Origin of the sequence: Falsiporphyromonas endometrii (genome assembly GCF_042654485.1) — a bacterium.
Lineage (GTDB): Bacteria > Bacteroidota > Bacteroidia > Bacteroidales > Porphyromonadaceae > Porphyromonas > Porphyromonas endometrii.
Map to the genome: position 1 here is coordinate 19,519 of NZ_JBHSGO010000215.1, position 22,950 is coordinate 42,468.

Here is a 22,950-nt window from a genome sequence, read left to right on the forward strand (position 1 = left end):
AGAATCATCTTTGGCAATTATACATGGTTGATTAAAAATGGGCTATGCAACATCAATATCATTGCATAGCCCATATAGATTTAGGATCTACTTCTTAAAGACAACGACTTATCTAATATCAAATCTAACGATTGACTTGTTAGTTTTGATCAAATAAGATCCGGTAGACAGCATTGAAACATCTACTTTTGCTACACCATCAGCAACTATTTCGATTGCTTTAATGAGTCTTCCGTTCATATCAAACAAATAAATATGTTCTCCAGCTTTAAGATTTGATACATAAACATAATCCTTTGTTGGGTTGGGATATACCTTCACTTGATCCAATTCTACATTCTGGAAAGATTCAAAGAATGAAAATACAGCCTTTATAATGGTATTTTCTTCTATGACAACTTCCATGGATTCTAATATGTCATTATCATTTGCAGTAAGAGAAGTCAGTTTGCAGTCTTCATTCGGTTTTGCCATGATCTTTAATTTGGTTCCGTATAGTACAGAAGACAAATCTTGTTCGCCAGAAACCTCAATCGTACCATGTTCATTAGACTGTAGCTCAACCTTAAACACCTGCTTTTTGAATATGGCTTTAATCTCGATATCCGAAGTTACTTTCACCTCTTTAGTTTTTAGAATATCTTCTCCATTGGCAGTCAATGAAACCAATTCGTACCCCTTATCAGGTATCGCCTGAATATATATTGTACTTTCTTCAGGTACAGAAGAGAGATTGACAAGATCTGTAACTGCCAGCCTACCATTTTCTGCAGGCAACAAAGTCACTTTAAACGTCTTTATACTCTCGTGTACATATACCTCTTTAGATCCATTGGCATTAATCTTAAAGACTCCCCAATGCTTACCTAATGCTTTCTGATAGGCCTCTTCTGAGAGCTTGTTCTCTTCATTTTGAGTTCTATCATCAAAGGGAACAAAAGACTTCATCATATCTGACGAATTCAAGTCTTTTACCATCCTATCCATTCTATTACCAATTTTATTGCCATAGCAAATCAATGTATTTAGCTTATCATTGGTATATAGAGCATCTATCTTCTCTAATTCATTATTGCTACAATCCAACACTGTGAGGTAATAGTTTCCCAGATTGAGTCTTGTAAGTTGATTGCCACTTACATCTAAAACTTTTGCCTCAGTATAGATTTTCAAATCCTGAGAACCAATAGTGTATGTTGTCTTTCGCCCTGTTACATCAAGCTCTTCTCCCGGATCAAATGAGCCATTGTTATTTAAATCTATCCACGACAAAGATTGGCCGGCATCAGAAGCTGCTATAGAGATCTTGTCCCCAATAGCTTTATTTGTTCTAAGTGTAAAATAATTATAGCCGGCGCTGTAATCCATGTCAGACATTTTAAAAGTGAATGAATTATTACCCACAAAAACAATGTCATTGTATTCACCATATCTATAATAACCTGTGACAGTCAGATAAAAGCGATCTACATCATCCGACTTAAGTTTTTCCAAAGCAGGAAGATTATTTTCGAAAGGCTGCAATTCTACAATCTCACCGGCAGCAATCATGTCAAGATTAACATTTTTATTGTCCGTAATATAGCCACTTGTACGATCTTTATTAAAATAAATGATGTTAAAACCGAGACAGATCTTTGAACTGTTTTCGGTTCCGATATTCTTAACAAGGACTTTGGGCAACTTAATATCTTTACGATTCATTATAAATGTGTCTGACAGAGGATCAACATCACCACCTAAAGATAATTTAAAGCCAACCGGAATATGGTTAGACTTCTTAACTTCATAAAACTTGTAACCCAATGGAATATTAATTTTCTTTCGACTTGGAGAAGCGCCGAATGTACGATCGTAGTCATCTTCTTTGTACTGCAAAGACAAAGCCACTTCACCTTCAGCTATAGGAAGTTGATCAATATTCAAAGTGATCTGTTTAGACTCACCCGACTTTACAAGTATTCTTTCTGAATACAGATCGGTTTCCTGAGAACCTCTAATAGCTTTCAATACAACATTGTTATAAAATTCCAAGTCGCCATCATTCTTTAATGTGAAAGAAATCATACTCTTACTATAGCTATTGAGATCTTCTATAGTTGAATGCTCTACATAACTAAGATTGGGCCGTTGTACTTTAGTTGTTAAAACAGTCATAGATTGCCCATTGTCAGAAAATTCGACCTGAACCTCTCCTATTTTTCCAACAGGAGTTAAGAGTCTATACCAATCAGAATTAGCAACCTTGGTCACCGGATAAACGACATATTTGCCATCTTCCACATTATCAAACAACTTGGCTTTTTTAATGTCAATCTTCTTAAAGGTATATACTCCCAAATGCAAGTTATTCAGACATTTGTCCGAGTATACAATCTTATCCGAATTAACCTTCTTCATTGCTATTGTCAACTGACCATCAAAAGATTCTTCTGCACCGGTGGATAAAAATATTTTCACACCCATTTCCTCTGATGATTCTCCATTGATTTCGAAATGATTTGATACAAGCTCCGGAAGATGTTCTTTTGATGTTCCATCTTTGTCCGGTTGAATGCCGATGATAATTTCTTGTCCTTCACTAAATCCGCCACCTGTGCCGCCACCTGTACCTAAGTTTTCGGGATCAAGAAGATTCAGATTAAAATAGGCATTAGAAACCCCTCTCCATCCCCAATTGATATGATAGAGACCTCTCTCATCATAACCATCACAGACAAAGGCGTGTCCACCTCCGGAACCCGAACCACCATAGTAAACAGGCCTATCATTGGACAATTCAGTACGAATCATCTCTTCCCATTGCTCTTGAGTAACCATTTCACGAAAGACCTGTCGCACACTTTTATCGTACTTAAAATACTTACGCAATGCAGCTGTAACGTATTGACTTATGGTGCCACTTCCACGAGATGAATAATTCATATGCTCTGCAACACCCACATGAAAGCAAAGTGTTGAAAGCGTCTCTGCCACTTCATTAGAAACTTTTTCATCCTCTCCAATGCTGTCGGGCATAATTTTCCAATTATATTTTGAACTCAAACTAACCCTGTGTTTTCTACCATTTGTTTCTTGGTAATCAACGATACCGGACCCACTTTCCGGCCATTCATGGTATTTCATTATCTGAGCTGTAGCAGTAGCAACGCAACCTACAGGAGTATGTTTTCCATTTTCTATTGGGGTTCGTCTGTTCCAAGGATCTCCTTGATCCCAAACAATCTTTCCAAGAAGAGGATCTACATGGCTTTTATGATTTGCATTCAATCTCTTAGAACATGGATAGCTCTTTGTTTTGTTTTGTGGATTTGCAAGCAAAACAGATACTGCAACCTGCAATTTATCCATAAAGCCTCGAATATAAGTCGGCATATTGTCAAATGTAAAACGTCCCTCATTGCTATAAGCAATATAAGGATACAATTCGTCATCACCGGCCACAAAAACATACCCACCTTCAGTTTCATTGTTGAAAATATAGAAGGCTTTCTCGGCAGACATTTGGTCTTCCAATTGTACTGTCCCGGCTCTCATAGAGGTCTTATAAAGCGGAACAGCCTGATAAAGCTTAAGTGTTACAGGATTCTGTCGCAAAGACTTTGTGTAAAGACCTTGTTTTGCAAAAAACTCTAACGCCTTCTCACTCGCTTTTTCGAACGATATTGGAGCTGCAAATACCACTCCTACATAAAACAAAAATAGTGATAAGAATAAAGGTAATCGTCTAGTCATAAAATCAATTTTGATATTAAATTTTGCCAAAGGTAACGAAATAGATCTGCCTCACCTTATATCCATACAAAGCGAAACATAAAAAAGACTATGCTTGTAAATCTATGAGAATGACATTTCGCACACCATTCCCTTAATTAAGAAGACGATCTCAATATATTTAGAATAATTTATATCAAGATTGAGTAAACAGATACCTAAAAGCATCTTCCACCTTGGAAACTCCAATAACCTTTATTGCTGTAGCAAATGACAAATCTTCAGTATCTACATTGCCTTGAGGACAAAGAATTGTTTCAAAGCCCAATCTTTCGGCTTCTGAGACTCGCTGTCTAATTCGACTGACAGCACGAATTTCTCCCGCAAGTCCCACCTCTCCACATAGACAAACTCCCGGATTTATCGCAATATCCAAACTTGAAGATAAAACGGATGTGATGACAGCGAGGTCTGCTGCCGGATCATTCGTTTTGATTCCTCCGGCAATGTTTAAGAATACATCTTTCTCTACCAACCTAAATCCACTTCTTTTTTCTAATACAGCCAATAGCATATTGAGTCTCCTAAGATCAAAGCCGGTAGCCGATCTCTGTGGATTGGTGTAGATAGCACTTGAGACTAAAGCTTGAGACTCGATAAGAAGCGACCTCGCTCCCTCCATCGTACAGGCTACAGAAATACCACTCAATCCCAAACTTCTCTTATTGATAAGTTGCTCAGAAGGATTCTCCACAGGGCGCAATCCCTTACCCATCATCTCATAAATTCCTATCTCTGCTGTGCTTCCAAATCTATTTTTTGCAGCCCTCAGCAGTCTATACATATGTTGCTTATCTCCTTCAAACTGAAGGACTACATCCACAATATGCTCCAGTACCTTAGGCCCTGCGATACTACCCTCTTTGGTAATATGTCCAATCAACATGATAGGAATACCGGTCGTTTTGGAATATCTCAATAAAATAGAAGCCACCTCCCTTATCTGCCCTACCGAACCAGGAGAGCTTTCGCTATTAGAAGAGTAGACTGTTTGGATAGAATCGATGACAAGCAATGAAGGGTTGATCTTTTTTGACTCAACCAAAATATGCTCTACACATGTCTCCGTCAATACCTGACAATGTTGTTGATTATTACTGAGACGGTCTGCTCGCAACTTCAACTGCCTTGCACTCTCTTCGCCGGAAACATATAAAGCTTTTAGATGTGGAGCATTCAAAATAGTCTGCAATACAAGTGTGCTCTTACCAATACCGGGTTCTCCAGCCAAAAGTACAAAAGTACCCCTTACCAATCCACCTCCTAAGACACGATTAAGTTCCGGATCAATCATGTCAATTCGAGGCTCTTCCTCATATGATATATCACTAAGACACTGAGGCTTGGCACTCAACATCGATTCGTTTGGATCCAACCATGGTGTCTCCTTATCTTCCACCATTGGAGTCTCTTCCTTAACTGTATTCCACTCACCACAAACAGAGCATTTGCCAACCCATTTGGAATAACCGGCACCACAGTTTTCGCAAACAAAAGAAGTCTTAGTCTTTGCCATTTGTAACCTTAGTTATATATCATATAGAGGAATGTAGAACCTCTGATTCACAATTCAATAAATCAAGAGTTATTATTCTCTTACAAGAGGCATTGTTGAGCATCTCAAAAGTCCACCCATCTTAGAAATCTCTGCATAAGGGACCTCTTCAACAGCAATCCCCCACTCTTTGGTAAGATGTGTATTGAGTCTCTTGAAGTTTCTTTCACTTATCACCAAATCCGGACTAAGAGAGAATATATTGGTATTCATATAATAGTCCTCTTCAGGTGTAATCTCAAAAAGATTATTCTTACCAAAAATCTCCTGCATAAGGCCGGCATCACTCTTATTTTCAAAACCTTCGGTGTAGATTATGGCCTTATCTTTGCCCACAGGTTGGAAAGCACAATCCAAGTGTAAAATTCCTTTGGTAGGATTAGTATCGCATTTTTTTAGTTCGATAGGTATTACATGTTTATGTGGAAACCTCGACTTCAAATACTCAACAGCTTCGTAGTTGGTTCGAGTTGTCTTAAACTTGCCAAAGTTTTCCTTTTTGCATGTTCCCACAAACAGGATATCATTGTATAAAATAATATCACCACCTTCAGCACGAATAGGAGCCTCCATCAATTCAAGTGAATCACCTACAGATTTAAAAATATCTTCAAAAGCTCCTGTCTCAAGTCCTCTATCAGAAATCAGATTGGCAACAAATAATGTGTCGTCAATTACGAATGAAACATCTCTGGCAAAGATTTGATTGTAATGGTCCAATTGTTTGGGCCTCAAAACTTCGATATTGTACTTTTTGAAAACATTCAAGACCGCTGACATCTCATCTATTACAGCCTGTTCACTTGGATAATTTCCCTTTTGCACAGCCTCATAACTTTTTGCATCGTATGCCTCTTCCAGTGATGGAACAGGACCTCTATTGGGCAATCCAAAAACAACAGTTTTTATCTTCGCAGTCTCATTAGAAACGTGAGGATTAATCATAGATATATTATTTTGTGTTTGTTAAATATGAACTTACTTAGAATCTGTTTTGATCTTGTTTGAGAAATCTTCGAAAACGACTTTACAGTTGTTATTTGGCCAAAACAGTTTCTCAAGATCTCTTAAAGACCTCGCATATGTGGCAGTGTGTCACCCAAACATCCATCGGAATCGACAGACCATCTACCAACATTTGCCAATAACGGCTACTAAGTTAATGGCAAAAAACGAAAATACATAGACTTGAAGAAATAAATGATCAGTGAGATTGACTAAATAAAGTCATTGAATCAATGTTTTACAAAATGTTTTGTGACATTGTATTTTAAGCAAAAATTAAGGCGTCACCTCTTAAATATCATTTTAAGGTGACGCCCTACCAACTCTCTATTATGATGTCTTTATTGGCTTATAATGTATTGAGTACCTGCTCTTTGATTTGCTCTAACTCATCCTTCATTTGAACAACAAGCTGCTGCATTTGCACATCATTGCTTTTGGAACCGAGTGTATTGATCTCTCGTCCAATCTCTTGTGCAATAAATCCCAATTTCTTCCCTTGCTCTTTCTCTTTTTCAAGTGTCTCGATAAAGTAATCCAAATGGTTTCTCAACCTATTTCTCTCCTCATTGACATCCAGTTTCTCTATATAATAGATAATCTCTTGCTCAAAACGACCTTGATCGTAAGAACCTTCCAAATTAATTTGATTGAGGCGATCGTCTAATTGCTTACGAATTGCATCGATACGACTCGGTTCAATTTTCTCAACCTCATTCAAAACCTTAGTAATTGTAGTAATGCTTGTCATGAACACATTCTCAAGCATTTTACCCTCCTGCGTCCTAAATGCAACCACCTCATCAAGTGCAGACTCAACCAATTGACACAATGCAGACCATTCTTCTTCGGGTATCTCATCATTCTGATCATCATCTTTTGTCTTATACGTACCCGGCATCGACAACAAAATTTCTACCAAATTGGATGGAAGAGGTTGATTGAGTTGCTCACAAAGATGCTTAATATAGCCGGCATATTGGAGTATCACAGAGGATTTAAAAGGCTCTTCCACCACAGCATCAGCCAAAGGATCCAATTGAATGTTAAACTCAACCTTTCCTCTCTTAAGTTTCTTAGTTATAATCGAACGAAGTTCAATCTCTTTCGATCTATATTTTGGAGCAATCCTGGTGCTGATGTCCATTTGCTTACTGTTAAGTGACTTGATTGTGACAGTCACCTTATTTTGCCCTACAACACCCGTGGCTTTTCCAAAGCCGGTCATTGATAATATCATCTTAATTTAGATTTATATGTGCTCATTATGATACCATACTCCTATCAATTTCACTGACAAACTAAAGTATGGATAAACTACCGAATGCCATTAGTTAAGAATGATCTTTACAAGCTATTTGTGTCATTTAGTTTCCAACAACTGTCTCATAGCCGTACTATTTTTCCTCGGTTAGAAACAAAATCAACTAAAGACAAACTCATAAATTCAATCTCTTCTAAAAGATATATCCGGGATAAAAGAAGTCATAAGGCTTTTCTCAACCATTAGTAGAGATATGCCCTATGACAACTTATACTATTCAACTTGTCCAAAGAAAGAGTTAAGCCCTTCTATATATAGACATTACAGATTCTTTCCGTGACAATTTTTGTACTTCTTACCACTTCCACAAGGACAAAGATCATTACGACCAATCTTCTCGCCGGCATGGATAGGCTGTGTCGGTTGTTGCGGAGCCTGTTGCATTGCCTGCCTATTGGCATCGGCATTTTGCTGAATCTCATCCTTGGTTTCTTTGTAACGGGGTGAACTCTGACGCCTTTCGGCTTGAGCTTCCTTAACCTCAACACGCCGACTGTCATTATCCTGTCTCTCCGGCATAGGAATACGAGCTCTCATGAAGATAGAAACCATCTTTCGATTCATCTGCTCTACCATGTCTCTGAAAAGTTCAAAAGACTCAAGCTTATAAATAAGAAGTGGATCTTTATTTTCGTAAGAAGCATTCTGTACGGAATGTCTCAATTCGTCCATTTCCCTTAAGTGCTCCTTCCATGCCTCATCTATACAGAATAAGACAATCATCTTTTGAAATTCTTTGGTAATAACCTTACCTTGAGTTTCGTCAGCCTCTTTGAGATTACATGGAATATTGTACACCCTCTTACCATCAGTAATTGGAATAACAATACGTTCGTAGTTGTTACCCTGCTCTTCGTATACCTTGTGAAGTACCGGGTAAGCTATCTCTGCAATAAGATTCATCTTACGAGTAAATGCCTGATAAACAGCATCAAAAATCTTATTGGTAAGATCATCGGGCTTAATTTTTCGGAACTCATCTTCAGAGATGGGTGATTCGATTGCAAAGACAATCATCATCTCTGTTTTGAATGCTTGAAAATCATCTGTTCCAGCAAAATTATCTCCTATCCATTTGGACATATCATACAAGGTATTCAAGACATCCAAACCGATACGCTCACCCATCAAAGCATGGCGACGCTTGATATAAACAACCTCACGCTGTTTATTCATCACGTCATCATATTCCAATAGATGCTTACGAATACCAAAGTTGTTTTCCTCAACCTTCTTCTGGGCCTTCTCAACTGATCTTGAAAGCATCTTGTTTTCAAGGACATCACCCTCTTTAAATCCAAGTTTATCCATCATAGATGCGATTCGTTCTGTAGCAAACAAACGCATCAAATGGTCTTCAAGCGAAATAAAGAATACAGAAGAGCCCGGGTCTCCCTGACGACCGGCACGACCTCTCAACTGACGGTCTACACGACGAGACTCATGTCGCTCAGTACCAATAATAGCCAAACCTCCGGCAGCCTTCACTTCCGGAGAAAGCTTAATGTCCGTACCACGACCTGCCATATTCGTAGCGATAGTCACAGTACCGGTCTGACCTGCCAAAGCAACAATCTCAGCCTCTTTTTGGTGCAGTTTAGCGTTTAGGACATTGTGCTGAATACCTCTAAGACGAAGCATTCTCGAAAGCAACTCTGACGTTTCAACATTGGTTGTACCTACCAATACCGGTCTTCCGGCATCGATAAGTTCTTGAATCTCATCTATTACAGCAGCATACTTTTCACGTGCAGTCTTATAGATACGGTCATTCATGTCATGACGAGCAATGGGCTTATTGGTCGGAATGACTACAACATCCAATTTATATATATCCCATAGCTCACCTGCTTCTGTTTCAGCAGTACCGGTCATACCCGAAAGCTTGTGATACATACGGAAGTAATTCTGAAGTGTAATAGTGGCAAAAGTTTGCGTAGCCGCCTCTACCTTCACACGCTCTTTGGCCTCAAGAGCTTGATGCAAACCATCTGAATAACGGCGACCATCCATAATACGTCCTGTCTGCTCGTCCACAATGAGGACCTTATTGTCCATCACGACATATTGATCGTCTTTTTCAAAAAGAGCGTAAGCTTTCAATAATTGATTTACTGTATGGACACGCTCACTCTTGATCGAGTAATTTGCAAGAGCCTCATCTCTTTTCTCTTCAAGTGTTTGAGGATCATATCCCTTGTTTTCCAAATCCGAAAGCTCCGATGCAATATCCGGAAGAACAAAAAACTTAGGGTCATCTGTACCTGCTGTCAGAAGGTCAATACCTTTATCAGTAAGCTCAACACTATTATTTTTTTCGTCTATAATAAAGTAAAGAGGGTCTGTTACAATATGCATATTACGCATATTTTCAGCCATATAAAGCTCCTCTGTCTTCAGCATAGATGACTTGATACCCTGCTCACTGAGATATTTGATAAGCTGCTTATTCTTTGGAAGCCCCTTGAAAGAGCGATACAAAAGCAATGATCCCTCTTCTTGAGTCTCTTTGTCATCGCTCGCCATCTTTGCCTTGGCATCGATAAGAAGTTGCTGACAAAGTTTTCTCTGAGCTTCAACGACCTTTTCAACATTGGGAAGGTAATCTTCGAACAGCTGATCTTCCCCTTTAGGAGTAGGTCCCGAAATAATAAGCGGAGTACGAGCATCATCAATAAGGACAGAGTCCACCTCGTCGACAATAGCATAGTTATGCTTGCGTTGAACCAAATCTTTTGCACTCATAGCCATGTTGTCACGCAGATAGTCGAAACCAAACTCATTGTTGGTACCAAAAGTAATATCCGCATTATATGCCCGGCGTCTGTCTTCTGAGTTAGGTTGATGCTTATCAATACAATCGACAGTCAGACCATGGAACATATACAACGGACCCATCCATTCCGAGTCACGCTTAGACAAATAGTCATTGACAGTCACTACATGTACTCCATTGCCGGTCAAGGCATTAAGGAATACCGGCAAAGTAGCGACAAGAGTCTTTCCTTCACCGGTAGCCATCTCTGCAACTTTTCCTTTGTGAAGAACAACACCACCAAAAAGCTGAACATCGTAATGAACCATATCCCAGGTTATCTCATTACCTCCCGCCATCCAGTGATTCTTGTATATAGCGTAATCTCCATCGATGGTAACAAAATCATGGTCAACTGCAAGATCCTTATCCAATTGGGTTGCTTTGACTCTGATCTCACTATTTTCAGTAAAGCGTCTTGCTGTACTCTTCATAATAGAAAAAGCTTCAGGCATCACATCATTGAGTACCTCCTCAAGCTTATCCATTACTTCGTCCTCAAGCTTATCAACCTTTTTCCAGTCTTCTTCTCTATCAATAAGATCTTTTCCCTCCACAGAAGCCTTGATAGCCTCTATCTCTTTCCTGTCTTCCGCCACATATTCGTCAATACGCTTACGAAGTTCCTGTGTCTTTGCACGAAGTTCATCGTCAGACAAGGCATCAATCTCCGGAAATACAGCTTTTATTTTTGCAACAAGAGGCTTTATCTCTTTAAGGTCTCTTTGCGATTTATTTCCAAATAACTTGGATAAAAATTCATTAAATCCCATATATAAATTCTTTATTTTCTTATTTGTGTAACTTGAGTTTGTTGTTGTAGTATTTCATTTAATATCTTACCACGATTGCACGGTGGTCTGATCCTAAAGATATAACCTAATGTAGGTGCAATATTAAGGACAGAGGTTCGTGCATTAAACTCTTTGTTAGACTTTATGTTTCCCCCATAAAAAATCAAAGGAGATTCGCATGGAGCGTTGTACCAACGACTCTGATTATATTCGGTTCGGTTGTCATTCCCCGCCTCTTCTATGTGCCATCCCGGCAGAATGGTAATCGCAAGATCCGCTTGTGTCGAGCTGTGAAGTGAATGAGCCAACAGATTATCAGCAAAATCAACCTTTCCTTCTCCGTGAAACAAATAAGTGGGTATACATTCGTCTACCCCGGACATCTCAGAAACAAAACTGGCTGCTTTTCGCTGCACCTCAGCTATATCCAGCTTCTTATCCTCAATCAACTTACGATTAAGCGTTATAAGGCCATCTCTATAAGAAGTGACCCAATTGCCTTGACCATAAACAGCCATAAGATACATATTGAGCAAAGCTCTGCATCTCTCGGGACTAAAAACTCTTCGCTTCTTTGTTCCATTTAAGGAGATACTGTTAGGTGCTTTCTCTCTAACATATCCGGTACCACAAAGCATCACTACACAATTGTTGATACCAACCTTATGATCAATCGAATTCAACAACTGCCCCACCTGTTCATCCAACCGAACGTATGTATCCTGTAGCTCTGCTCCACTACCATCATCCGCAGCTATACTCGAAGGTGCTGCCGAATAGGTAATAAGAAGCAAATTGGGTCTATTGGAAACTTCATAGCCATTGTACTCCACAAAGTCTTTTGCAAGACGGGTGACCTCCTCATTTATTAGAGGAGTTTTCTTATATCGATCAACATTACCTCCTATACGATAGCTAAACTGTGATTGAGTCCTCGCATAAGGACTAAGCTTATCATTAATCTTTTTTAGTGGCTTCCATACGATAGACCCAATCCTACCGGACAAACTCTCTGAAGGATTGTTGTTCAGTTTGTCAACAAACCAAGGTATCGGCTTGCTGTAATAGGTAGAAGTTGCCCACTTTCCTCTTGTATTGTCAATCCAAAATGCACCATCAGCCTCCGATCCGGCACTAAGCATTGCTGCCTCGGCATCAGGGGCTATCGAATAGACCGATGCCAATCCGGAAGATGCATCCTTAAGCTGATCTCCAATGGTAGACACCAACAACGACTTCGGCGAATATCTCTCCGAAGTATAATTGCCCAGATAGCTTTTATCAAATAGGACAGACTTGTACTGATGAGAGTCTTTGTCATAGATTTTATCCGAAGTTATCCCATGTGTACTCGGATAAGTTCCCGTATATATAGAGGTTATTGCTGAAGATTCATTGATTGGATTAAGGTTAAAATCGACAGATGGATATACAATACCATTTGATAGGAGTCGCCTAAATCCCTGATCGCCATACAAAGCCCTAAAGTTGAGCAAATGATCTGTTCTAAGCTGATCTACATTAATACATACAACAAGCTTAGGAGGCTCATTCGCCAATACTGTCTGTGACATATTCACTGCCACAGCCAATACAGCCACAAGCGACGAAAGGATTGCTTTAGAACGTCTTTTCTCCTGTTTTGTCATCTTTATATTTACTTATTCTTATTCTATACAATGCTACTGAAGCAATTGCAAAAACGCTGCCAAAATTGGCAATACTTATATGTTGCAGTAAGACTATTGATACCGCAAAATAAGCAATCAATGCTACAAAAATAATGAAATGAAAGCATCTATCAATTAAGGAGCCTCTTTTTTTCCACAAAAGCAAAGGCAAAGCAATCAATAGATAAAAAGGATGATAGATAAGGAGGTTTGCATTAGGCCACATACACGGATGCTCAGACATAAAAGCCAAGAAAAACAAAACACATCCGGTCAAACCTGCCACAACCATCACAACTATAGAATAGAGACGAGCAAACTTATGCCAAAAACTTTGCTCACCCACCGATCTAACATTCCAAACTATCAACATTCCCAAAAGAGCCACAGCAAAAAGTAACACGACCGGAGTATTCATCCGATTGGCGTGCAGCTGCTCTTGCGCCTCTTCTCCTATTGGGGAATATAACGTTTGTCTGCTTAAAACAAATGGCTTGGCATAGCCATTGTCATATACAATTTTACTCTTCGGCAAATAGGTGCTCAGCATCTTTGGAAAAAACATTGCCTGCTCAGCAGAAATAGGACGATCGGCAGGAGATCCCACAGCCAAATCTGTACCAAAAATCAACCATGGCATCGAGTATTCGGCTTCATTGATAAGATCTCTATATGTAATACGCTTTATTCTTGGGAAAACCAGTTTTGCTTTCATGGCTTTCTGAAGGATCTCCAGTGGTTTCGTTGCACAGTTGTTATAAAAGAAATTGTATCTATAAACTCTGTTTTGTGGAAGCATATTGATACTGAGAAGGCTATCTAATCTACTCACCTCATCAGCATTAAGATTTAAGACTATCTCATCCAAATTGCTTCCTCTCTTGAGATAATCGGTAATATAAAAGTCGGATGGCAACTTGCCGATTTGATAATCGGTATACCCCATCATAAAATTCCATGCAAAACCAGGCTTATCAAAATCAAATACGCCCCAATTATATACCTCATCTCTTCCGGATTGCGCATCAAGAATCCTAAGACCGGCATGCCCATAAAGAGTATAGGGCTCTTCCGGAATAGGAGAAGCCACAATAAGGCTTACCCTTGGAAGTGCATAAATGTTAAAGGAAGAAACTATTGCAAGCACTATTAAAAGTAGCATTGAAACGCTTCTACAACGGTATAATTTACTCATTATTTTACCATATTAGCGGGAAACAAAGATATATGATTCCATTCAATATTTACTAAACAAGTGTTTTTACGCCAAAATTATGGCAAACAACCTACTATATATAAATGCTCTCTTGTATAGAAGATTGCATCTGTAAAGACATTATGTCTGATTTTTATCTCCAATCAAAAAAAGTTAAATGACATTTTATATCAAACCAATGTTACTTTATTCTTAATAAGCTTCTGACCTTAGATGGAATCATAGCTTTATCCAGATCTTTTTTGATAAAAACAAAGAGATAGATAAAAATTGGCACTGTATTAATAACCATACCAAGCACCGGCCTATGAGGAAGGAACTGCTTAACACCCAAAATCATGCCGAAGCAAAGGGCAGCAAGTACAAGGTAGAAAAATGCATTCTTCAGATCATACGGAACCTTGTAATATTTCTTTCCAAGTAAATATGAGGTTATCATCATAACGCCATTACTGATGGCCGAAGCCCATGCACATGCCATATAGCTATACTTAGGCACGCCCAAAATAATAATGACAACAGTCATGACACATCCCATAATAGAAAAAACAGCACCCCAATAAGTTCGATCGGTCAGTTTATACCAAAGAGAAATATTAAAATAAATACCAAACATAAATTCACCCATCATCACCCAAGGTACTACCACTAAAGCACCATGATAAGCCTTCCCCGCAAAAAACTTAATGATATCAATATATCCCATCACGCCCAAGAATATAAAGAAACCGAAGATGATATAATATTTCATGGCGGCAGCATAGACCATCCGGTCATTGGCATCTTCCCCCTTTTTCTTATTAAAAATGAAAGGTTCATAAGCATATCTAAATGCTTGCGTAAACATCACCATAACGACTGCTATTTTGAAGCAAGCTCCATAAATACCAAGTTCACTGGCAGCTTCATGAGCATTAGGATAAACCAATGGGAAAAGAATCTTGTCTGCCACCTTATTGAAGTTACCCGCAATTCCTAAGATAAGGATAGGATACGAATAATTGAGCATCTTCTTCAGCAAATCGCCTCTAAACTTAAATCCTGTACGACAATATGGAAGAATGCAAATAAATAAAATGATATCTGCCAACAGGTTAGAAAGGAAAATATACTTGACCTGGTCTTCCGGACGATAAAACCATTCTACAGTAGATGGAGCGACTTTCATGAGCCATGGACACAGGATAAGGAAGAATAGATTGAGGCTAATATTTAAGAAGATGAAGAGAAACTTCAATATAGCAAATCGCCATGGCCTCTGCGCATACCGAAGATAAGCAAACGGAATCGCCATAAACGCATCCATTGCAACCACCACGATAAGCATGCCTATACAGTCTCGTTGCTCGGGATAATTGAGAAGTTCACTAATAGGGGTAAGAAAGGTAAGCCCCAAAACGACAAAAAGCACCGAAGTACTTCCAAGGCTCCACAATGTGGTCGAATAAACGGAACGTGGATCACTATCCTTATTGATAAAACGGAAAAAGCCCGTTTCCATACCATAGGTAAGAATAATTATCAAAAGAGCTGTCCAAGCATATAGATTGGTCACTATCCCATAGTCACTCGTATGCACAAGGACATTTGTATACATCGGGACAAGCAACCAATTGAGAAATCTCCCGGCAATGCTTGACAAACCATAGACTGCGGTGTCTTTGACCAATGATTTTATCGAACCCGGCATTATTAGATCAAATTAATTATATACTTCTTGCCTTGAGGTGTCTCCACAAGGGCCAAATCTTCTTCATTCCTACAATACATACGAACAAACCCCTCATCTTCGCTTCTCAAATTGCAGGTATAACCAAAAAGGCCTTTAGAATTAAATGTTTTGGTCATATGATTGTAAAAATCCTTGTCTATCTTTGTCACTTTACATTGAGGCAAATAGAAAACCAGCTTTGTCAGAAGGAGTTTCACCTCTATACGGTCATCTAAGAGTTCCGTATAAACAGGCATCAGAAAGACACTTCGTAAAAAAGAATAGTTGGCTAAGAACAAGACCAACAACCATGGTCGATTACCGGTAAAAAGCTCTCGTCCAAAAATAATATACAGACACACAAATGGCAAAACCAATACCATCATAGATATAACTATGGTTTTAATCTTTGCCTTTAGTGGCAAACTAAACTTCTGTTTCATTTTCATTTGAACTTTTGTACGCATCCATCTTACAAAGGTAAGAATATGCCTTCATTATACTGATATTCTTTATAAAAAGATACAGCAAATACATTTCATAAGGATAGGGTTATTGTAATACATAGGGATTGCATAATCCTCTACTTAGTATGGGTAGAACAAAGAGCAGTACCCTCTCAGCAAGAAAAACATGCTATTTACCCTTAATAAATAAACATTTTGAAAAACATCAAAACAGTCTCTAAATCTATATTATTATCACTGATGTACCGAAGATAAACGTTACATTTGCACTGATTGTAATACACAAAAGGAAATCACTATGAAAATTAAGTATTCACATCTTATTCTTGGTTTCGCTTTTCTTTTGTCTATACCGACACTGTCGGCACAAAAGTATAAGACCGAAACAAAGACGGATGACCATGGCTATCGCTATGAAACTGTAACAAATGACCCAACGCATACAAGAGTGTATACGTTGAAAAATGGGCTGACCGTCTACCTAAGTAGAAATACTGACGAGCCTCGTATTGAAACATTCATCCCGGTTCGTACCGGTTCTGCCAATGACCCGGCCGACAATACAGGTTTAGCTCACTACCTCGAGCACATGATGTTTAAAGGAACATCCAAAATGGGTGCTCTTAACTGGGACAAAGAAAAAGTCGAACTTCAGAAAATATCAGATCTTTATGAGAAGCATAAAGCAACCAAGGATCCGGCACTTCGCAAGCAACTTTATCACCAGATCGACTCTATCAGTCAAATTGCTGCCAAATATGTAGCCGCCAATGAATATGACCGACTTACCACATCAATTGGCGCACAAGGAACAAATGCCCATACCTGGTTGGAAGAGACTGTCTACAAGAATAATATCCCCTCTAACCAGCTCGAACGCTGGCTTCAAATTGAAAGTGAACGTTTCGATGAACTTGTTTTGAGACTTTTCCACACCGAGTTGGAAGCTGTATACGAAGAGTTTAACATGGGTCAGGACAATGTCAACAGAGAGGTCAACAAAGAGATGATGGAGTCTCTTTTCCCAACTACTCCATTTGGCACACAGACTACCATAGGTACTTCAGAGCACCTCAAATCGCCTTCCATGGTGGCTATTCATAAGTATTGGGACAAATACTATGTACCCAATAACTACGCCATCGTACTTGTTGGAGATTTGGACTATGACAAAACGATCCAACTCGTAGATAAGTATTTTGGAAGTAAAAAAGCCAAAGATGTTAAACAGATCTCTTGGCCCACAGAAAAGCCAATCATAAAGCCGGTAGAAAAAACAGTATACAGTAAAGACGCTGAATTTTTCATGATGGCTTACAGACTCAATGGAGGTGCTGACACCAAGACGGCATTATTAGCCAAGATGATGCAAGGCATCCTATCTAACGGGAAAGCAGGTCTGATTGACTTGGACATCAACCTGACACAAAAAGCCAGAGCTTTGGGATGTTATGATATGAGCATAAACAATTATACCATATTCCAGTTTTACGGTTTCCCAAAAGATGGACAAACGTTGGAAGAGGTAAGAGATCTTGCTCTTCAAGAAATAGAAAAAGTCAAGAAAGGTGAATTCCCCGATTGGCTTATGGAAGCTATTATCAACAACATGGAGCTTGAGCAGACTCAAGGTATTCTAAACATCACAAATGTGGCTACAGCTATGTATGAGACCTACATTGCTCACAGACCTTGGTCACACAAAGTGGCAGAACTTGATGAACTTCGCAAGATCACCAAGAAGGATATCATGGAGTTTGCACAAAAGAACTTCAACAACAACTATGTTATCGTATTCAAGAAGTTAGGTGAAAACAAAGATCTAATCCGAGTTGAAAATCCGGGTATCACACCTCTTGAGATAGATAGGAATGCGGTTTCTGATTTTGGCAAGAAGATCCTTGAGGAAAAGACTCCCGAAATCAAACCTATGTTCGTTGATTTTAAGAAAGACATTAAGACCGGTAAGGTAAAGGGAACGGATTTCCAATATATCATCAACAAGGATAACGACTTGTTCTATATCTCCTATATCTTTGATATGGGTACAAACAACAATAAGTTGCTCAACCTTGCATCCGACTATATTGACTACCTGGGTACTAAAGACATGACTCCTGAGCAAATCAATCAAGAGTTCTTTAAACTTGGACTCAACTGGAATATCAATGTTGGATCAGATCGTACAACTATCACCATTACAGGAATAAAGAAAAGCATGGCCAAAGGCATCGCTCTCGTAGAAAACATTCTAAATAATGTACAGCCAAACCAAGAAGCTCTCAACACTATGGTTGCTCAAATCATCAAGAGCAGAACAGACCGTTTGACTGACAAAAATGCCATCTTTGGAGCCCTCAACACTTATGCTAAATATGGTGAACATTCAAGTTTGAGAGATGAGATGAACAATGAACAACTCAAATCTCTTAAAGCTGAAGACCTTATCAAGGTAATCAACGACCTTTGCAACTACAAGCAAAAGATTTTCTACTATGGTAATGAGGTCAAAGCTGCAAAACAGGCCATTGCCAAAAACCATCGTCTTGGTACAAAAGATTATCCGACAGCTGTCAAATATGAACAAATACCAACCGGCGGAAAAGTCTATTACGCTACTTATGATATGGTTCAAGCTCAGATGAGTATGATTCGTCGCGTTAACAAATACGATCCAAAACTTGCTGCAGCGTCAAGACTATTCAATGCTTATTTTGGTGGAGGCATGTCTTCTATCGTATTCCAAGATATTCGCGAACTTAAAAGTTTGGCATACTCAGCATATGCTTACTATGGCGGTGCGCGAAAGAAGGGGGACTACCAATATGTAGTGACATTCATCGGCACTCAAGTAAACAAACTTCCTGAAGCATTTGCTGCAATGGAGGCTTTGGTTACCAATATGCCGGAGGCAGAGAAAAGCTTCGAAACAGCCAAAATATCTGTTCTAAAAGATATCGAAGCCGAACGTATCAACCGTGACAACATCTTCTGGACTTGGGAATCATATCAGAGATTAGGCATTGACTACAATCTCGAAAAGCAAGTATATGACGAAGTTCAAAAGATGACTCTCAAAGATCTTGTAACGTTCTTCAACAAAGAGATCAAAGGCAACAACTATACTTATGTATTGATTGGAAACGAAAAAGATCTTCCTTTGGATTACATGAAGAAATATGGTGAAGTGAAGAAGCTTACACCAAACTTCCTTTTCAACGAAAAGTAAGCCTCAAGTTAATCATTACAAAAGGGTGTGTTCGTAAAGGACACACCCTTTTTTCATTGTCACACAGACCAAAATCCCTACAAGCTTTATATATTTGCAGAGCACAATTTAGAAGCACTGTTATTTGTTATGGAGCTATTCAATAATAGTAGAGTCAGGAGGCAAGATCGCCTGATTGGACCGGAAGAGGCAATCACTCTTCTTCAAGAGGGAGAGTACGGAGTTTTGAGCATGCAAACACCCGATGCAAAAGGTGCTTATGGCATTCCTATCAATTATGTGTGGGACAAAGATCGAAGTATCTATATTCATTGCGCCCCTGTTGGAGAGAAACTACAAGCTATTGATTGCAATCCCAATGTCTCCTTTACAGTGGTTGGCAAGACGAAGGTAAAGCCCAACAAATTTACAACGGCATACGAAAGCATTGTCATAAAATGTCATGCATATCGCCACCTACCTAAAGAAGAAAAGCTCTATGCTTTAGAGATCTTCATGCGCAAATACTGCCCCAATGACATCGTAACCGGGCGTAAAATGGCAACGAAATCTTTCTTCCGTACAGAAATTGTCAGATTGGATATCATAGAGATAAGTGGCAAGGCAAAAAGGGTGAAGTAATCCCCCACCCTATAACTTTTTCAGCAACTCATCCGAAAGTCTATTTATCTATACCATCTCTTGACAAAATGCCCTTGGTATAGTAATGCTTCACCTCAACCATCTCGGTTACAAGATCTGCAAAATCAATCAACTCTTTAGGGGCATAACGCCCTGTAATAACGACCTCTATATGTGGTTCTTTCGACTTCAATCCCTTTAGAATATCCTCTACAGAAAGCAATCTAAAGTAAATAGCTATCGTAAGTTCATCCAATATAACGACGTCATTATCAGGATTTTGAAGTGCTGCTACTGCATCTCGCCACCCCTTTTGAGCCTCTTCAATATCTTCTTTTTCCGGATCCTTGGATATAAAACAACCTCTGCCATATTGTTTGATAGTAACATGATCAAATAGAGTCTCAATCTTTGTCTCATTATATTTCATGCTCTTGACAAACTGACCTATAAAAACACGTTTGCCACTACAGAGTGCTCTGACAGCCAAACCAAATGCCGCAGTTGTTTTGCCCTTACCATTACCGGTATATATATGTATCTGTCCTTGCTTATCCATAAACTACCTCTTCTTTTTTTTGACACAATCAGGGCAAATACCTTTCATGACATAGTTGATACTATCCAACACAAATCCATCAGGAAGTTTAACCTTTGGAACATGAATATGATCAAAACAAAAAGTTCGCTGACAAATCTCACAACGGAAATGAGTATGCTGATCTTCGACTGAACAAGTGCAATCATTGTCACAAACAGCATACTTCAAGGACCCGGACCCATCGTCAATACTATGAATAAGATGTTGCGCATGAAAAAGGGTGATAGTCCTAAATATGGTTGATTTGTCCACTGTATCCAAAATAGTCTCGATATCCATTATAGACAATGCCTCGTCTCGATCCATCATTGCCCTTAGCACCAAAATACGGTTGGAGGTCGGACGAATACCTCGCATTTTTAATTTATCTACATATTCTTGATTACCCGGACTCATTTTAAGTAAATATTATGGAACAAAGATACTCATTAATGCAAACGGATAAGAATATTAATGGTTGCAACACATGTCACATTACTTGATAGGAATCTCTTCTATTGGCTCTACCTTCTTTATATCCAAAGGAATAGATCTGTAATGAACTATACTAAAATTAATTTTGTTGAGATCAATCATACGAATATGGCTATTGTACATGGTGCGATAATAAATCTTCAAACCGGATAAGTCTGTTGCAGTGGTCCACTGAGTAGCAGATGGAATATCAGGAATTTGAGAAGCATCGGCGAATTGTGCCCCTATTGGAATATCAAAATTATTCAAAATATGAAAGGCCTCCAATATAGTTGAATGACTATCACTCAATACAGGAGCAGACGTAGCAAACAAGGCTGCACGAATGAATCGAGATGGAGGAGTAAAATCTCCCGGCAAACCAAGCATATTTGACCCCGACCCAATCGAATTGACCTTCATTTCGTTTATCGTTTTAGTTTGTGTTGTGCCGGCACTAAGATTGATATAGTTAGCAAGATTTGTCATATGCCACGAAAAGCCGGGAGAGTTGGTTAGCACTCCAACAGGATTGTCATAAACAAAAACTTTACCATCAACTACCTCTATAACAATCTGATTGCCATTTCTATCTGCCACTCGCCAATGGACAGTTGATGCTCTGGGATCAACGGCACAGATATGGATACCCTTGAGTGCTTCTTTAACTTCCGAAACGTCAGCACATTGCCCTAATAGCCATGAAACAAACTGAAGATCAGATATAGTGAAAGGTTTATTCTTATCCAGAACTTGTGGATAAGATCCATAATGAGGAAAATAAAACAATCCTACCGAAAGGCCCTTTTCATTCAATCCCTCAACAACAAATTCATGTGACTCCACACTTAAACCTACATAACCATACTTAGAACAAAACTGCATACCTTCCCGTTTCATTCCCGGTAGATAAGATTGCTGATTATAACGACGAGGTACAACTACATATTCGCTATTCAAAGCACTTCCTGCCCACTCTATAGTTCTTGCAACTATAGTTTGACCACTTTTTGTTTTGAGAGTAATACCTGTGCAAGCATCCGCTACATTGACAATACTCATTAACAACAAAAAAATAAACGTTTTAACCCAAACAATTCGTCTCATATCATAACAGTATTAACTTAGAAATAATTTAGAAGTGGTTGGCAATTTATCAAGAATAATCATAATCGACAATAAAAACTTTACTGAAACCACTTTTAACCGCAACACAATTGAAAAGTGCAGGCAACATGATTATTCATATTCTTTTCCACAATGATTCTTTTCACCGGCTTCGAAAGAAATCGAAAAGGAAGATTGTAATCGAGGATACATAAATCAAGCTTAACTGACACCATTACCTCTTTTCTAAAGACTGTCAACAAGATTTCCTCATAATGTATTTGTCATTCATATGATATTTTGCATCTATCCAACTATGTTTTTAAATTAAAATACAGACTACTTTAATAAATAATGTAAATAAATTAAGGTGCATTTTCATACAAGTATAGCCAATTCATACCCCCAAAAAGAGCTTTTTCCTTGCCTAATCTGAAGGAAAGTTGATTATAATAGCAGAGGAATATGTTAAATTACGTATAAGCATTTTACTATTTAACTTTCGCAGACTTAAAAATAGCTTTTAGGCCACCTTTTTTTGAAGGTCGCGCGACTTACAATCCATTCTCGCGCTACTTTGAAAGTAAACTCGCGCGAGGTTGCACTTG

Annotated in this window: 14 protein-coding genes; 2 read left to right on the forward strand and 12 right to left on the reverse strand. The window is 38.7% G+C overall.

The genetic code is table 11. The features are described 5' to 3' along the window. Nucleotides 1-108: 108 nt before the first annotated feature. The 9 genes from ACFO3G_RS09220 to ACFO3G_RS09260 form a co-directional block, all read right to left on the reverse strand. A complete protein-coding gene (locus tag ACFO3G_RS09220; protein ID WP_380080163.1) occupies nt 109-3,735 on the reverse strand; it encodes a C10 family peptidase in 3,627 nt (1,208 codons plus the stop codon). Between the two features lie 175 nt (nt 3,736-3,910). Continuing rightward, nucleotides 3,911-5,290, reverse strand: coding sequence for a DNA repair protein RadA (gene radA, locus ACFO3G_RS09225; protein WP_380080165.1), 1,380 nt, complete (start codon nt 5,288-5,290; stop codon nt 3,911-3,913). 72 nt (nt 5,291-5,362) lie between these two features. Further along, nucleotides 5,363-6,274 (reverse strand): dimethylarginine dimethylaminohydrolase family protein, encoded by a 912-nt coding sequence (locus tag ACFO3G_RS09230; protein WP_380080167.1) that lies wholly within the window; start codon nt 6,272-6,274, stop codon nt 5,363-5,365. A gap of 409 nt (nt 6,275-6,683) precedes the next feature. Continuing rightward, nucleotides 6,684-7,574, reverse strand: coding sequence for a YicC/YloC family endoribonuclease (locus ACFO3G_RS09235; RefSeq protein WP_380080169.1), 891 nt, complete (start codon nt 7,572-7,574; stop codon nt 6,684-6,686). Between the two features lie 345 nt (nt 7,575-7,919). Next, the gene (gene secA, locus ACFO3G_RS09240; protein ID WP_380080171.1) at nt 7,920-11,246 is read right to left on the reverse strand and encodes a preprotein translocase subunit SecA; all 3,327 of its coding nucleotides are present in this window, start codon (nt 11,244-11,246) and stop codon (nt 7,920-7,922) included. Between the two features lie 11 nt (nt 11,247-11,257). Beyond that, a complete protein-coding gene (locus ACFO3G_RS09245) occupies nt 11,258-12,916 on the reverse strand; it encodes an alkaline phosphatase family protein (RefSeq protein WP_380080173.1) in 1,659 nt (552 codons plus the stop codon). Continuing rightward, nucleotides 12,888-14,099, reverse strand: a complete 1,212-nt coding sequence (locus ACFO3G_RS09250) for a lipoprotein N-acyltransferase Lnb domain-containing protein (RefSeq protein ID WP_380080175.1) — start codon at nt 14,097-14,099, stop codon at nt 12,888-12,890. The genes ACFO3G_RS09245 and ACFO3G_RS09250 overlap by 29 nt, the downstream gene beginning before the upstream one ends. A 235-nt stretch (nt 14,100-14,334) precedes the next feature. Next, complete coding sequence (locus ACFO3G_RS09255) at nt 14,335-15,843, reverse strand: oligosaccharide flippase family protein (protein ID WP_380080177.1); 1,509 nt, start codon at nt 15,841-15,843, stop codon at nt 14,335-14,337. A 2-nt stretch (nt 15,844-15,845) separates the two neighbouring features. Next, nucleotides 15,846-16,307 carry a hypothetical protein gene (locus ACFO3G_RS09260; RefSeq protein ID WP_380080179.1) on the reverse strand — a complete coding sequence of 154 codons (462 nt, stop codon included), beginning with the start codon at nt 16,305-16,307 and terminating at the stop codon, nt 15,846-15,848. Nucleotides 16,308-16,629: 322 nt separating this feature from the next. Here ACFO3G_RS09260 and ACFO3G_RS09265 point away from each other — a divergent pair, with 322 nt between their 5' ends. Then, complete coding sequence (locus ACFO3G_RS09265) at nt 16,630-19,560, forward strand: M16 family metallopeptidase (RefSeq protein ID WP_380080181.1); 2,931 nt, start codon at nt 16,630-16,632, stop codon at nt 19,558-19,560. Nucleotides 19,561-19,689: 129 nt separating this feature from the next. After that, nucleotides 19,690-20,181: a pyridoxamine 5'-phosphate oxidase family protein gene (locus ACFO3G_RS09270; RefSeq protein ID WP_380080183.1), complete on the forward strand. Its 492-nt coding sequence runs from the start codon at nt 19,690-19,692 to the stop codon at nt 20,179-20,181. 40 nt (nt 20,182-20,221) lie between these two features. Here ACFO3G_RS09270 and cobO read toward each other — a convergent pair whose 3' ends face one another. From cobO to ACFO3G_RS09285, 3 genes are all read right to left on the reverse strand, one after another. Continuing rightward, nucleotides 20,222-20,740 (reverse strand): cob(I)yrinic acid a,c-diamide adenosyltransferase, encoded by a 519-nt coding sequence (cobO, locus tag ACFO3G_RS09275; protein WP_380080185.1) that lies wholly within the window; start codon nt 20,738-20,740, stop codon nt 20,222-20,224. A gap of 3 nt (nt 20,741-20,743) precedes the next feature. After that, nucleotides 20,744-21,178, reverse strand: a complete 435-nt coding sequence (locus ACFO3G_RS09280; RefSeq protein ID WP_380080187.1) for a Fur family transcriptional regulator — start codon at nt 21,176-21,178, stop codon at nt 20,744-20,746. Between the two features lie 78 nt (nt 21,179-21,256). After that, nucleotides 21,257-22,342, reverse strand: a complete 1,086-nt coding sequence (locus tag ACFO3G_RS09285) for a linear amide C-N hydrolase (RefSeq protein ID WP_380080189.1) — start codon at nt 22,340-22,342, stop codon at nt 21,257-21,259. Nucleotides 22,343-22,950: the final 608 nt, after the last annotated feature.

Coding starts and splice junctions, on each gene's coding strand:
- ACFO3G_RS09220 (WP_380080163.1), bottom strand. CDS start 3,735: ATGACTAGACGATTACCTTTATTCTTATCACTATTTTTGTTTTATGTA.
- radA (WP_380080165.1), bottom strand. CDS start 5,290: ATGGCAAAGACTAAGACTTCTTTTGTTTGCGAAAACTGTGGTGCCGGT.
- ACFO3G_RS09230 (WP_380080167.1), bottom strand. CDS start 6,274: ATGATTAATCCTCACGTTTCTAATGAGACTGCGAAGATAAAAACTGTT.
- ACFO3G_RS09235 (WP_380080169.1), bottom strand. CDS start 7,574: ATGATATTATCAATGACCGGCTTTGGAAAAGCCACGGGTGTTGTAGGG.
- secA (WP_380080171.1), bottom strand. CDS start 11,246: ATGGGATTTAATGAATTTTTATCCAAGTTATTTGGAAATAAATCGCAA.
- ACFO3G_RS09245 (WP_380080173.1), bottom strand. CDS start 12,916: ATGACAAAACAGGAGAAAAGACGTTCTAAAGCAATCCTTTCGTCGCTT.
- ACFO3G_RS09250 (WP_380080175.1), bottom strand. CDS start 14,099: ATGCTACTTTTAATAGTGCTTGCAATAGTTTCTTCCTTTAACATTTAT.
- ACFO3G_RS09255 (WP_380080177.1), bottom strand. CDS start 15,843: ATGCCGGGTTCGATAAAATCATTGGTCAAAGACACCGCAGTCTATGGT.
- ACFO3G_RS09260 (WP_380080179.1), bottom strand. CDS start 16,307: ATGAAACAGAAGTTTAGTTTGCCACTAAAGGCAAAGATTAAAACCATA.
- ACFO3G_RS09265 (WP_380080181.1), top strand. CDS start 16,630: ATGAAAATTAAGTATTCACATCTTATTCTTGGTTTCGCTTTTCTTTTG.
- ACFO3G_RS09270 (WP_380080183.1), top strand. CDS start 19,690: ATGGAGCTATTCAATAATAGTAGAGTCAGGAGGCAAGATCGCCTGATT.
- cobO (WP_380080185.1), bottom strand. CDS start 20,740: ATGGATAAGCAAGGACAGATACATATATATACCGGTAATGGTAAGGGC.
- ACFO3G_RS09280 (WP_380080187.1), bottom strand. CDS start 21,178: ATGAGTCCGGGTAATCAAGAATATGTAGATAAATTAAAAATGCGAGGT.
- ACFO3G_RS09285 (WP_380080189.1), bottom strand. CDS start 22,342: ATGAGACGAATTGTTTGGGTTAAAACGTTTATTTTTTTGTTGTTAATG.